Below are 12,348 nucleotides of genomic sequence, written 5' to 3' on the forward strand. Positions count from 1 at the left end.
CGGAGCCGCCGGAGCCGCCGGAGCCGCCGGAGCCGCCGGAGCCGCCGGAGCCGCCGGAGCCGCCGGAGCCGCCGGAGCCGCCGGAGCCGCCGGAGCCGCCGGAGCTGGTGCGGTCGCGCGGCCGCGTCGGACGAGGAGCGCGAGCGAGGGCTCGGTGAGCCAAGCGGCGGCTGAGGCCGCGGCAGAGGCACCGGCAGATCCGCGCCGCGCGCGCAGTGCCTCGGAGGGCTCGGCCTCCCAGCGCGCCCCGCGCAGCTCGGACGCCCCCTGGCACCACGCGCGCCCGGCGTTCGAGGAGCAGCAGACGCCGGAGCAGGCACCGGCGCGAGAGCAAGTGTCGGAGCCGGAGCAGGCATCGGAGCCGCAGCAGGCGCCGGAGCGTGAGCAGGCACCCGAGGAGAACCGGGCGCCCGAGCCGCAACCCGAAGCATCCGCGGCCCCCGAAGCACCCCAGGCCCCCGAAGCCCCCGAGGACCAGAGCACCTCCGACAGCCCCGACACCCCCGACGACCCCACAGGAGGCCCGCAGTGAACGGCGCGCTGGACGTCGCCCTGCGACTCGTGGCCGTGTTCGTCGTCTTCCTCACCTTCCCCCTCATCGTCGGCCAGACCGAGCACAAGGTGATGGCCCACATGCAGGGCCGCCTCGGCCCGATGTACGCGGGCGGCTTCCACGGCTGGGCCCAGCTCATCGCCGACGGCGTGAAGTTCGCGCAGAAGGAGGACGTGGTCCCGGCGGGCGCCGACCGCCGCGTCTTCCAGCTGGCCCCCGCCGTCGCCCTGCTGCCGTACCTGCTCGTGCTGCTCGCCATCCCGATCGGGCCGGGCGAGGGAGCGGTCGGCCAGGTCCTGGACGCCGGCGTGTTCTTCGTGCTCGCGGTGATGGGCGTGGGGGTCCTCGGCTCGCTCATGGCCGGCTGGGCCAGCGCGAACAAGTTCTCCCTGCTCGGCGGTCTGCGCACGGCCGCCCAGCTGCTCGCCTACGAACTCCCGATGCTGCTCGCCGCGGCCTCCGTGGCCATGGCGGCCGGAACCGTCTCCCTGCCGGGCATCCTGCACGCCTTCCACTGGTGGTGGCTGCCCTGGCAGATCGTGGGCGCCGTCGTGTTCTTCGTGGCCGGCCTCGCCGAACTGCAGCGCCCGCCCTTCGACATGCCCGTCGCCGACTCGGAGATCATCTTCGGCGCGTACACCGAGTACACCGGCCTGCGCTTCGCCCTGTTCCTGCTCGCCGAGTACGCCGGAATCATCGTCCTGTGCGGTCTGACCACCGTCCTCTTCCTGGGCGGCTGGCACGGCCCCTGGGGCGCCGACGGCCTGGGCTGGCTGTGGACCCTGCTGAAGACGGCGATCCTCGCCTTCGTCGTCATCTGGCTCCGCGTGACCTACCCCCGCCTGCGCGAGGACCAGCTCCAGAAACTCTCCTGGACCCTCCTCGTCCCCCTCTCCCTCGCCCAGATCGCCCTCACCGGCATCGTCAAGGTGGTGATCTCGTAGTGGCTGAGTCGCTCCCGCCCGCCCGGCCCCGCATCCCTGGCTCCGGCCTCGCCAAGGGCCTGGCCGTCACCCTCCGCACGATGACCAGGAAGTCGGTCACCGAGCAGTACCCGGACGTCCAGCCCGAGCTGCCGCCCCGCACCCGCGGGGTGATCGGCCTGTTCGAGGAGAACTGCACGGTCTGCATGCTCTGCGCCCGCGAGTGCCCGGACTGGTGCATCTACATCGACTCCCACAAGGAGACGGTCCCGCCGGCCGCCCCCGGCGGCCGCGAGCGCAGCCGCAACGTCCTCGACCGGTTCGCCATCGACTTCTCCCTGTGCATGTACTGCGGTATCTGCATCGAGGTATGTCCTTTCGACGCGTTGTTCTGGTCCCCGGAGTTCGAGTACGCCGAGACCGACATCCACGAACTCACCCACGAGCGCGACAAGCTCCGCGAGTGGATGTGGACCGTCCCGGCCCCGCCCGCCCTGGACGCCGGCGCGGAGGAGCCGAAGGAGATCGCCGCCGCCCGCAAGACCGCCGAGAAACTGGCCGCCGCACAGGCCGAACCACAGGCCGAACCACAGGAGGGGGAGTCGTGAGCCTCGCCGCAGCCCAGCACGGCTTCCTGTCCCCGACCGGCGTCGAGATCGCCTTCCTGCTCGTCGGCCTGGTCACCTTCGGCGCCGCCCTCGTCACCGTCACCACCCGGCAACTGGTGCACGCCGCCCTGTGGCTGGTGGTCGCGCTCGGCGGCCTCGCCGTCGAGTACCTCCTGCTCACCGCCGAGTTCATCGCCTGGGTGCAGGTCCTCATCTACGTCGGTTCCGTCGTCGTCCTCCTGCTGTTCGGTCTGATGCTCACCAAGGCCCCCATCGGCCGCTCCCCGGACGCCGACTCCGGCAACCGCTGGGTCGCCCTCGCCGTCGCGGTGGCCGCCGCCGGCGCCCTGGTGTGGGTGGTCGTCGACGCGTTCCGCACCACCTGGATCGACCTGAGCGGTCCGGCCGCCGGTACCACCCGCGTCACCGGCGAGAGCCTCTTCCAGAACTGGGTCCTGCCCTTCGAGGCCCTCTCCGTCCTGCTCCTCGCGGCCCTGGTCGGCGCGATCGTCCTGTCCCGCAAGGCGAAGGCGGACACGGCCTCCGGCACGACTGACAAGGCTTCCGGCACCACCCCGGACACGGCCTCCGGCACTCCGGCCACCCCCGTGACCGTCCCCGGCGAGAAGGAAGGCGCCCGCTGATGCACCTCGCCTACCCCGCCGTCCTCTCCGCCCTCCTCTTCTGCACCGGCCTGTACGGCGTCCTCGCCCGCCGCAACGCGATCCTGGTCCTGATGTCGGTCGAGCTGATGCTCAACGCCGTCAACCTCAACCTGGTCGCCTTCGACGTCTGGCTCAGCCGGGCCGCCGAGGAGACCCTGCACTCCGGTCAGGCGCTGACCCTGTTCGTCATCGCCATCGCCGCCGCCGAGATCGGTATCGGCCTGGCGATCGTGCTCGCCGTGTACCGCAACCGCGGCACCTCCGACATCGACAAGCTCCGCGACACCGCCGAGGGCCACGGCGACGACACCGACGGCCCCGGCACCGACACCCCCGCGGCCGAGAAGGCTGAGGCCACCGCGTGACCACGACCACCCTCGCCGTCCTCGTCCCCCTCCTGCCGTTCCTGGGCGCCGCGGCCGGCCTGCTGCTGGGCCGCACCGCCCCCGGTTTCGTCCGCCCGCTCGCCGTGCTGCCGGCCCTGGCGGCGCTGGTGCTGGCCGCGCTGGTGGCCGTACGCCAGGGCGGCGGCCAGCCCATCGTGGCCCACACCGAGCTGACCCCGACCGGTTCGGTGCCGATCGAGCTGGCCCTGGACATCGACGGCTTCGCCGCGCTCGTCGCCGTCCTGGTCGCCTTCGTCGCGACCTGCGTGCAGATCTACTCGACGGGCTACCTGCGCGACGACCCGCGCTACCCCTCGTACGCGGCCCTCGTCTCCCTGTTCACCTCCGCGATGCTCCTGGTCGTCTACTCCGGCGATCTGATCGTGCTGCTGGTCGGCTGGGAAGTCATGGGCATCTGCTCCTACTTCCTGGTCGGCCACTACTGGGAGACCCCCGAGGCCCGCGCCGCCTCCCTGAAGGCCTTCCTGGTCACCAAGCTCGGTGACGTGCCGTTCCTCATCGGCCTGTTCGCCCTGGGCACGGACGCCGGCTCGTTCCAGATCACCCGCGTCCTGGGTGCCGCGGCGAGCGGTGGCATCGGCCACCCGACCCTGATCGCCCTGCTGCTGCTCGCGGGCGTGGCCGGCAAGTCGGCCCAGTTCCCGCTGCACACCTGGCTCCCCGACGCGATGGCGGGCCCGACGCCCGTCTCGGCGCTGATCCACGCCGCGACGATGGTCGCCGCCGGTGTCTACTTCGTCGCCCGTCTCCTTCCGGTGTTCGAGGCCTCCCAGGCCGCGATGGTGGTCCTCGCCGTCATGGCCGCAGTCACGATGACCGGCTCCGGCCTCGCCGCGCTCGCCCAGGACGACATCAAGCGCGTCCTCGCCTACTCGACGATCGGCCAGCTCGGCTATATGACCGGCGCCCTCGCCGTCGGCGACCGCGGTGCCGCCGTCTTCCACCTCCTGTCGCACGGCGCCTTCAAGGCGCTGCTGTTCCTCGCGGCCGGTGTGATCATCCACGCCGCCGGCACCAACTCGCTGGCCGCCATGTCCCGCATGAGCCACCTGCGCGACCGCGTTCCGGACGCCTACTGGACGATGACCGTGGCGCTCCTCGCCCTCGCCGCGATCCCTCCCTTCAGCGGCTTCTTCTCCAAGGAGTCCGTCCTGGGCGCCGCCGAGCACGTGGCCACCGGCCACACCGACCACGCCCCCGGTGCGGCCGGCTGGACCGTCCTCGTCGCCGGCCTGCTCACGGCCCTGCTCACCGCCGCCTACGCCACCCGCCTGTGGCTGCTGGCCTTCCGCGGCAAGGGCGCCGAAGCCCCCGACCACGGCCGCCAGCCGCTCACGATGACCGTCGTGCTGTGGGTCCTCGCCGTGCCGTCCCTGGCCTTCGGCGGCCTCTCCTACCGCTCGCTGCCCGGCTGGTTCGACGGCCGCGACCTGACCCCGACACTCCTCACCTCCGTCCTCGGCACCGGCCTCGCCCTGGTCGGCGGGCTCCTCACCTACGGCACCTGGCAGCGCACCCGCGCGCTCGCCGCCCGCGTCCCGGCAGCACCCGCGCCCTCCTTCGAGTGGGAGAGCCTCCAGGGCGAGGCCGCCGCCCACCCGGAGGGCGACGCGAGCCTGGTCGAGGCCCACGCCCTCGCCGACCACGGGCCGGCCTACGGCGACCTCGCCCACGCACCCGACCCCGGCCGGCCGCTGCTCGGCCCGCTGTACCGGCACGCGGCCGTCGGCTTCCACCTGGACGCCGTCTACTCGGCGCTGTTCGTCCGCCCGGTGCAGGCGGGAGCCAGCCTCGTACGGTTCCTCGACAGCGCGGTCGTCGACACCTACGTACGCGGCGCGGCCGCCCTTCCCCGGCTGCTCGGGGCCGCCGTCCGGCGCACGCAGACCGGCAATGTGCAGACCTATTTGAGCGCACTGCTCGCCGGTGCCGTCGTCCTGACGGTGACCGTCCTCCTCGTCGCCACGGGAGCGTGAGCAGGCGTGATCGATATCAACAAGTCCGTGATGCAGTTCCTTCTGGCATTCGTCGTCGTCGGCCCGCTCCTCGGCGCCGTCGCCGCTCTCCTGCCGGCCCCGCCCGGGCTGAAGGGGAAGTCGCCCGAGCAGGCCGTGCTGCGCCACGGCGTGACCGTGACCGGCGCGATCCTCATCGCCGCGATCGTCCTCGCGCTCGGCTTCGACCACGACCAACCGTCGAAGATGCAGGCCACGACCGACATCAGCTGGATCCCCGCACTCGACGTGCGGATCCACCTCGGCATCGACGGCATCTCACTCCCCCTTCTGGTCCTGACCGCGCTGCTGACCTTCCTCTGCGCGCTCTACTCGTACTTCAAGCTGCCCTCGGGCCCGTCCCCGAAGGCGTTCGTCGCACTGCTGCTCCTCCTCGAGTCCGGCACCCTCGCGACCTTCGCCGTCCTCGACCTGCTGCTGTTCTTCCTCGCGTTCGAGATGGTGCTCATCCCGATGTACTTCCTCATCGCCCGCTGGGGCGGCGAGGGCCGGACCCGGGCCGCGTGGAAGTTCATCCTGTTCACGCTGCTCGGCTCCGTCGTCATGCTGCTCGGCCTGCTCCTGATCGGAATCAAGGCGGGCACGTTCGACATGGTGGCACTCGCCACTGACAACGGCCGGTCGCTCACCACATCCGTGCAGGTCATCGCGGTTCTGGCGATCGGGATCGGACTCGCGGTCAAGACGCCGATGTGGCCGCTGCACAGCTGGCTGCCCGAGGCCCACACCGCCGCCCCGACCGTCGGCTCGGTCCTGCTGGCCGGCGTCCTGCTGAAGATGGGTACGTACGGTTTCGTCCGGATCCTGCTGCCGGTCGCGCCGGACGGCTTCCGCACCTTCGCGCCCTACCTCGCCGCCTTCGCGGTGGTCGGCATCATCTACGGGTCCCTGGCCTGCCTCGCCCTCGCCAAGCAGGGCGCGAAGGGCGACCTGAAGCGGCTGATCGCCTACTCCTCCGTCGGCCACATGGGCTTCGTCCTGCTGGGCATCGCCACCATGACCCCGACCGGCGTGAACGGCGCCCTCTTCGCCAACATCGCCCACGGCCTCATCACCGGCCTGCTGTTCTTCCTGGTCGGCGCTTTGAAGGACCGCACCGGCAGCACCGACCTCGACACCCTTGCCGAGGAGACGGGAGCCGCCCTCTACGGCAAGGCCCCACGCCTCGGCGGGCTGCTAGCCTTCGGCGCCGTGGCCTCGCTCGGCCTGCCCGGACTCGCCGGGTTCTGGGGCGAGATGCTGGCCCTGTTCGGCGCGTTCGACCCGGCCGCCGACCTCAGCCGGCCCGCGTTCCTCACCTTCATGGCGATCGGCGCGTTCGGCACCTTGCTGACGGCCGCGTACATGCTGATCGTGGTCCGCCGGGTCTGCATGGGCGCCGTACCGCAGGGCATGCCGAAGCTCGCGGACGTCCACGGCTACGAGTTCGCGGCCTGGACCCCGCTCGTCGTCCTCACCGTCGTCGCCGGACTGTGGCCGAGGGTTCTGCTCGGCCTGACCGACCCGGCCGTGCAGCAGCTCCTGGCAGGAGGCACCCGATGAGCGCCCTGGCCCAGCCGCTGGCCCAGTCCGCGGTCCAGTCCGTCGACTGGCTCGCGATCGCACCGCCCACCATCGCCGCGGTGGTCGCGCTCGCCGTCCTCGTCGCCGACCTGTTCGTCCCCGAGGCGCGCAAGCCCCTCCTCGGCTGGATCTCCGTCGCGGGCCTCGCCGCCGCCACGCTGATGCTGCTGCCGCTGCTGGACGGCGACCGCAGCACCTTCTGCCTGACCGGCGACGCGAGCGTGTGCAGCTACACCGCCGACCACTTCACCCTCGTCATCCAGTTCCTCGCCCTCGGCGGCGCCCTGCTGGCCGCCCTGATGTCGGCGACGAACCTCAGGGACGAGCACCAGCGTGTCCCGGCAGGGGAGTTCTGGTTCCTGCTGCTGTCCTCCGCGGCCGGCGCCGCCCTGCTGCCCGCCTCCCGCGACCTGGCCACGCTGATCGTCGCCCTGGAGGTCGCCTCCCTGCCCGCCTTCGCCCTCGTCGGCATCCGGCACGGCGACAGGCGGTCCTCCGAGGCGGCCCTGAAGTTCTTCCTGTCGTCGGTCACCGCCACCGCGGTCAGCCTGATGGGCATCAGCTTCGTCTACGCCTCCACCGGCACGCTCTACCTCACCCAGATCGCCCAGCGGATCCAGCACGTCGACGGCCGGCTCGACACCCTCGCCCAGACCGGCGTCGTCCTCACCCTCGTCGGCTTCGCCTTCAAGACGGCCGCCGTACCGTTCCACTTCTGGGTGCCCGACACGTACGTGGGCGCACCGCTGCCCGTCGCCGCCTATCTGTCGGTCGTCGGCAAGGCGGTCGGCTTCTCCGGCCTGATCCTCGTCACCGTCGTCGCCCTCCCGTCCTACGCCGACGTCTGGGGGCCCGCGCTCGCCGCGCTGGCCGCCCTCACCATGACCGTCGGCAACGTCGGCGCCCTGCGCCAGCAGGCCACGCGCGCGTACAGCGCCGTACGACTGCTCGCCTGGTCCTCGGTCGGCCAGGCCGGCTACCTCCTGGTGCCGATCGCCGCCGCCGCGTACGTCAAGGACGGCCAGAAGGCGATCGGCTCCACGGTCGCGTACGCCCTCATGTACGGCGCCGTGAACCTCGGCGCCTTCGCGGTGGCCGCCCTGGTGGGCCGTACGAAGTCCCTGAACCGGATCAGCGACTACCGGGGCCTGTACGCGTCCAACCCGGCCGCCGCCCTCCTCCTGGCGTTCTTCCTGCTCTGCCTCGCCGGACTGCCGCCGGGCGTCATCGGCCTGTTCGCCAAGGTCACCGTGTTCGCGGCGGCCGTCGACGCGGGCCTGGGCTGGCTGGCCGTGGTCATGGCCGTCAACGTGGTGATCGCCCTCTTCTACTACCTGCAGTGGACGGCCCTGCTGTTCCGCGCCCCCGAGGGCGCCCCCGCCCGGCACCGGGTCCCGGCACCCCTCACCGCCGCACTCGCCCTCACCGGAGTCCTCGGCGTGGTCCTCTCCGGCGCGCCCCAGCTCGTCCTCCGCTTCGCGGCCACCAGCCTGTTCTGAGGGCCCCACGCGCGCGTGGGGCACCCCGTACTCCCACGCGCGCGGCGAGGCGCGAGAGGCGCGCGGAAGGACGTAAGAGCACGTCACCCGTACGGCCGACGCGCGCTGACGCCCACTCAAGGGAACTTGCGGCCGCCGCCTGGCGTTGACCAGAGCGGGAGGGTCCACTGGACCAAAGGGTTCCCCTGCTGCACGACTTGGAGGGCGTACCGTGCACCGCCGGCACAACGGGCTCAGGACCGCCGTACTCCTCGGGGGACTGTCCGCACTCATCATCGTCATCGGCAGCTTCTTCGGCCGTACGGGACTGATCGTGGCGGTTCTGGTCGCCCTGGGCACGAACGCCTACGCGTACTGGAACAGCGACAAGCTGGCACTGCGCGCGATGCGCGCCCGCCCGGTGAGCGAGTTCGAGGCCCCCGCGCTGTACCGGATGGTCCGCGAGCTGTCCACGCAGGCCCGCCAGCCCATGCCCCGCCTCTACATCTCCCCGACAGAGGCACCCAACGCCTTCGCGACGGGCCGCAACCCGCGCAACGCGGCCGTGTGCTGCACGGAGGGCATCCTGCGTCTGCTCGACGAGCGCGAGCTGCGCGGCGTCATCGGCCACGAGCTGAGCCACGTCTACAACCGCGACATCCTGATCTCCTCCGTGGCCGGCGCCCTCGCCTCGGTGATCATGTTCCTGGTCAACTTCGCCTGGCTGATCCCGGTCGGCCGCTCGGACGACGACGACGGCCCGGGCCTGCTCGGCCTGCTGCTGATCATGATCCTGGGTCCCATCGCCGCCTCCCTCATCCAGCTGGCCATCAGCCGCTCCAGGGAGTACGAGGCGGACGCCTCGGGCGCCCAGCTCACCGGCGACCCGCTGGCCCTCGCAAGCGCCCTGCGCAAGCTGGAGGTCGGCACCCAGCAGCTCCCGCTGCCCCCTGAGCCCCGCATCGAGACCGCGAGCCACATGATGATCGCGAACCCCTTCCGCGCGGGCCAGGGGCTGTCCAAGATGTTCTCCACGCACCCGCCGATGGCGGAACGCATCTCCCGGCTCGAGAAGATGGCAGGTCGCTACCGGTGAAGACCATCCTGAACGTCATTTGGCTCGTCCTGAGCGGCTTCTGGCTGTTCCTCGCCTACCTGCTCGCCGGCGTGCTGCTGTGCATCACGATCATCGGCATCCCGTTCGGCGTCGCCGCGTTCCGCATCGGCGTCTACGCCCTGTGGCCCTTCGGGTACACCACGGTCGAGCGCCGGGACGCGGGCGCGCCCTCGTGCGTCGGCAACGTGCTGTGGCTGATCCTGGCCGGCTGGTGGCTGGCCCTCGCCCACATCACCACCGGCATCGCCCTGTGCCTGACGATCATCGGCATCCCGTTCGGCATCGCCAACTTCAAGATGATCCCGGTCTCCCTGCTGCCGCTGGGCCGCGAGATCGTCCGCACGGACCAGCCGTTCGCGAGTCGCTGACCTACCGCCCGGAAGCCTTGCCGGCCGTGTCGGAGCCGCGACCGGCCCACCACCGCCGTACGCCGTAGGCCACCACGCCCACGGCCAGCACGCCCGCTCCGACGGCGACCGAGGCCGCCGGGAGGGCGAACGCCAGCGTCGCGCAGCCCAGCAGCCCCACGGCCGGTACGAGGCGTGCCGACAGGGCCGCGCTGAGCGTCCAGGCGGAGGCGTTGGCCACGGCGTAGTAGGCCAGCACGCCGAACGAGGAGAAGCCGATCGCACCGCGCACGTCCACGGTCGCGGCCAGCACGGCGACCACCGCGCCGACGGCCAGTTCCGCCCGGTGCGGGACCTGGAAGCGCGGATGCACGGCGGCCAGCGCCCGGGGCAGATGGCGGTCGCGTGCCATGGCGAGCGTCGTCCGGGACACCCCGAGGATCAGCGCGAGCAGCGACCCCAGCGCGGCGACCGCGGCCCCCACCCGCACCACGGGCGCGAGCCCCGGTGCCCCGGCCGCCCGCACCGCGTCGGCGAGCGGCGCCGCCGCGTGCCCCAGCCGGTCCGCGCCGAGGACGGCGAGTACGGCCACCGCCACGGCCACGTACACGACCAGCGCGATCCCGAGCGCCAGCGGGATGGCGCGCGGAATGGTGCGCGTGGGATCCCGCACCTCCTCGCCCAGGGTCGCGATGCGCGCGTACCCGGCGAACGCGAAGAACAGCAGACCGGCCGCCTGCAGCACCCCGGCCACACCCGACGACACTCCGATGCCGAGGCGCCCGGCGTCGGCCTCTGCGGAGGTCAGGCACACGACCACCACACACGCGAGGACGGCCAGCACCACGGCCACGATCACCCGCGTCAGCCACGCCGACTTCTGGATGCCCCCGTAGTTCACCGCGGTCAGGGCCACCACGGCGGCCACCGCCACCGCGTGCGCCTGCCCCGGCCACACGTACGCCCCCACGGTGAGCGCCATGGCCGCGCAGGAGGCCGTCTTGCCGACCACGAACGCCCAGCCGGCGAGATAGCCCCAGAACGCGCCCAGCCGCTCCCTGCCGTACACGTATGTGCCGCCGGACGCCGGATAGAGGGCGGCCAGGCGAGCTGAGGACGTGGCGTTGCAGTAGGCCACCACGGCCGCGACGGCCAGCCCGATCAGCAGCCCCGGCCCGGCGGCGCGTGCGGCCGGGCCCAGGGCCGAGAAGACGCCGGCCCCGACCATCGAGCCGAGACCGACGACCACGGCGTCCCGCACGCCCAGGGTGCGCCGCAGGCCGGTGCCCGGAGGTGTCATGCGCAGCACCCTACTGATCGCCGCAACCGCGTGATGGACCGGTGGCGTCCTCTTCATCGACACGGCACGAACACGCGCGCGACGGACAGCCGATCTCACCGGATTCTCAAGGGCCGGACAGTGCGGACACAGCGCGGGAGGGCAGGTTCACGGCATGAGCATCATCGGTTGGATCATCCTGGGGCTTCTGGCCGGAGCCATCGCCAAGTTCCTGCTGCCGGGCCGGGACCCGGGCGGCTTCATCGGCACGACCCTCATCGGCATCGCGGGCGCCTTCATCGGCGGCTGGATCTCGGCCCGCTGGCTGGACCACCCGGTGAGCAAGCACTTCTACGACGGAGCGACCTGGGCCGCCGCGATCGGCGGCTCGCTCGTGCTGCTGATCCTCTACCGCATCCTGTTCGGCAACTCGCGCGACTGACGGACGCACACCACGCGCGCAGGAAGGGTGGGCACCACCGGGTGCCCACCCTTCCTGCATGTCTCCCGCCGGTGTCCTAGCGGTAGTTCACGAACTGCAGCGCGAAGTCGAAGTCCTTGCCCTTCAGCAGCGCGATCACGGCCTGCAGGTCGTCGCGGCTCTTGGAGGTGACCCGCAGCTCGTCGCCCTGGACCTGGGCCTTCACGCCCTTCGGACCCTCGTCGCGGATGATCTTCGCCACCTTCTTCGCGTTCTCCTGGGAGATGCCCTCCTGGATGGACGCGAAGATCTTGTACTCCTTGCCGGACAGCTGGGGCTCGCCCGCGTCCAGCGCCTTGAGCGAGATGCCGCGCTTGATCAGCTTGGACTGGAAGACGTCGAGCACAGCGTTGACCCGGTCCTCGGAGTTCGCCTCCATGAGGATCTTGTCACCGGACCACGAGATCGAGGCACCCACGCCCTTGAAGTCGTAGCGCTGCGAGATCTCCTTGGCGGCCTGGTTGAGGGCGTTGTCGACCTCCTGCCGCTCGACCTTCGAGACGATGTCGAAACTGGAGTCGGCCATGTCCTGTGGCTCCTTGTATCGGGGTGCGTATCGGGTGCGTGGCGGCGGCCGCCGAGCCCGGCGTGGCGCCGGGCCGCATCCGCACCAGCCTAGCCACCCCGCGACCTGAGGGGCGCAGATCAATCGGGTGGCGAAGCACCCCTCGGCATCGGGTATTGTTTACGTCGTTGCCAGGGAGCACCGCCGAAAAGCGGTTCGAACGGCAGCAACCCCGGCGGTGTGCCCGAGCGGCCAAAGGGAGCAGACTGTAAATCTGCCGGCTCAGCCTTCCCAGGTTCGAATCCTGGCGCCGCCACACGGGAACAAGAGGCCCGTGACCTGCGATATCGCGACCTCGCCGAGCTGGCCGCCGAGCGCGCCGCGCAGATCCGTCGGGACGGGGCACG

Annotated in this window: 12 protein-coding genes, 1 tRNA gene and 1 pseudogene; 12 read left to right on the top strand and 2 right to left on the bottom strand. The window is 71.7% G+C overall.

Annotated elements, in window-relative coordinates; all coding sequences use genetic code 11:
- The 10 genes and pseudogenes from ACWC5O_RS23820 to ACWC5O_RS23865 all read left to right on the top strand — a co-directional run.
- Positions 1–532 (top strand): annotated as a pseudogene (locus ACWC5O_RS23820) (NADH-quinone oxidoreductase subunit C); the annotation flags it as partial.
- On the top strand, positions 529–1,497 hold the full coding sequence (locus ACWC5O_RS23825; protein ID WP_450585218.1) for a complex I subunit 1/NuoH family protein: 969 nt from the start codon (positions 529–531) through the stop codon (positions 1,495–1,497). The pseudogene ACWC5O_RS23820 and the gene ACWC5O_RS23825, both read left to right, overlap by 4 nt.
- A gap of 80 nt (positions 1,498–1,577) precedes the next feature.
- Positions 1,578–2,084: a NuoI/complex I 23 kDa subunit family protein gene (locus ACWC5O_RS23830; RefSeq protein WP_450585531.1), complete on the top strand. Its 507-nt coding sequence runs from the start codon at positions 1,578–1,580 to the stop codon at positions 2,082–2,084.
- Positions 2,081–2,728 (top strand): NADH-quinone oxidoreductase subunit J family protein, encoded by a 648-nt coding sequence (locus tag ACWC5O_RS23835; protein WP_450585217.1) that lies wholly within the window; start codon positions 2,081–2,083, stop codon positions 2,726–2,728. Before ACWC5O_RS23830 ends, ACWC5O_RS23835 begins: the two co-directional genes overlap by 4 nt.
- A complete protein-coding gene (gene nuoK, locus ACWC5O_RS23840; protein WP_450585215.1) occupies positions 2,728–3,114 on the top strand; it encodes an NADH-quinone oxidoreductase subunit NuoK in 387 nt (128 codons plus the stop codon). The genes ACWC5O_RS23835 and nuoK overlap by 1 nt, the downstream gene beginning before the upstream one ends.
- Positions 3,111–5,132: an NADH-quinone oxidoreductase subunit 5 family protein gene (locus tag ACWC5O_RS23845; protein WP_450585214.1), complete on the top strand. Its 2,022-nt coding sequence runs from the start codon at positions 3,111–3,113 to the stop codon at positions 5,130–5,132. The genes nuoK and ACWC5O_RS23845 overlap by 4 nt, the downstream gene beginning before the upstream one ends.
- A 6-nt stretch (positions 5,133–5,138) precedes the next feature.
- Positions 5,139–6,713 carry an NADH-quinone oxidoreductase subunit M gene (locus ACWC5O_RS23850; protein ID WP_450585212.1) on the top strand — a complete coding sequence of 525 codons (1,575 nt, stop codon included), beginning with the start codon at positions 5,139–5,141 and terminating at the stop codon, positions 6,711–6,713.
- Positions 6,710–8,233 (top strand): NADH-quinone oxidoreductase subunit N, encoded by a 1,524-nt coding sequence (locus ACWC5O_RS23855; protein WP_450585210.1) that lies wholly within the window; start codon positions 6,710–6,712, stop codon positions 8,231–8,233. Before ACWC5O_RS23850 ends, ACWC5O_RS23855 begins: the two co-directional genes overlap by 4 nt.
- 211 nt (positions 8,234–8,444) lie before the next feature.
- The gene (gene htpX, locus ACWC5O_RS23860; RefSeq protein ID WP_450585208.1) at positions 8,445–9,308 is read left to right on the top strand and encodes a zinc metalloprotease HtpX; all 864 of its coding nucleotides are present in this window, start codon (positions 8,445–8,447) and stop codon (positions 9,306–9,308) included.
- Positions 9,305–9,697 carry a YccF domain-containing protein gene (locus ACWC5O_RS23865; protein WP_450585206.1) on the top strand — a complete coding sequence of 131 codons (393 nt, stop codon included), beginning with the start codon at positions 9,305–9,307 and terminating at the stop codon, positions 9,695–9,697. Before htpX ends, ACWC5O_RS23865 begins: the two co-directional genes overlap by 4 nt.
- A gap of 1 nt (position 9,698) precedes the next feature.
- Here the strand turns inward: ACWC5O_RS23865 and ACWC5O_RS23870 are convergent, their stop codons facing one another.
- Complete coding sequence (locus tag ACWC5O_RS23870) at positions 9,699–10,976, bottom strand: APC family permease (protein ID WP_450585204.1); 1,278 nt, start codon at positions 10,974–10,976, stop codon at positions 9,699–9,701.
- A 154-nt stretch (positions 10,977–11,130) separates the two neighbouring features.
- Here ACWC5O_RS23870 and ACWC5O_RS23875 point away from each other — a divergent pair, with 154 nt between their 5' ends.
- Positions 11,131–11,397, top strand: a complete 267-nt coding sequence (locus ACWC5O_RS23875) for a GlsB/YeaQ/YmgE family stress response membrane protein (RefSeq protein ID WP_450585202.1) — start codon at positions 11,131–11,133, stop codon at positions 11,395–11,397.
- A 76-nt stretch (positions 11,398–11,473) separates the two neighbouring features.
- Here the strand turns inward: ACWC5O_RS23875 and ACWC5O_RS23880 are convergent, their stop codons facing one another.
- Positions 11,474–11,962: a YajQ family cyclic di-GMP-binding protein gene (locus ACWC5O_RS23880; RefSeq protein WP_450585200.1), complete on the bottom strand. Its 489-nt coding sequence runs from the start codon at positions 11,960–11,962 to the stop codon at positions 11,474–11,476.
- Positions 11,963–12,175: 213 nt separating this feature from the next.
- On the opposite strand from ACWC5O_RS23880, the gene ACWC5O_RS23885 reads away from it, so the two are divergent.
- Positions 12,176–12,257 (top strand) — tRNA-Tyr (locus ACWC5O_RS23885).
- The last annotated feature ends 91 nt before the right edge of the window (positions 12,258–12,348 follow it).

It is taken from the genome of Streptomyces sp. NPDC001450 (assembly GCF_053597295.1).

What these genes read in the sequence shown, in the direction of transcription:
- ACWC5O_RS23830 (WP_450585531.1), top strand. Translation starts at nt 1,578, where the DNA reads ATGACCAGGAAGTCGGTCACCGAGCAGTACCCGGACGTCCAGCCCGAG.
- nuoK (WP_450585215.1), top strand. Translation starts at nt 2,728, where the DNA reads ATGCACCTCGCCTACCCCGCCGTCCTCTCCGCCCTCCTCTTCTGCACC.
- ACWC5O_RS23855 (WP_450585210.1), top strand. Translation starts at nt 6,710, where the DNA reads ATGAGCGCCCTGGCCCAGCCGCTGGCCCAGTCCGCGGTCCAGTCCGTC.
- ACWC5O_RS23870 (WP_450585204.1), bottom strand. Translation starts at nt 10,976, where the DNA reads ATGACACCTCCGGGCACCGGCCTGCGGCGCACCCTGGGCGTGCGGGAC.
- ACWC5O_RS23875 (WP_450585202.1), top strand. Translation starts at nt 11,131, where the DNA reads ATGAGCATCATCGGTTGGATCATCCTGGGGCTTCTGGCCGGAGCCATC.
- ACWC5O_RS23880 (WP_450585200.1), bottom strand. Translation starts at nt 11,962, where the DNA reads ATGGCCGACTCCAGTTTCGACATCGTCTCGAAGGTCGAGCGGCAGGAG.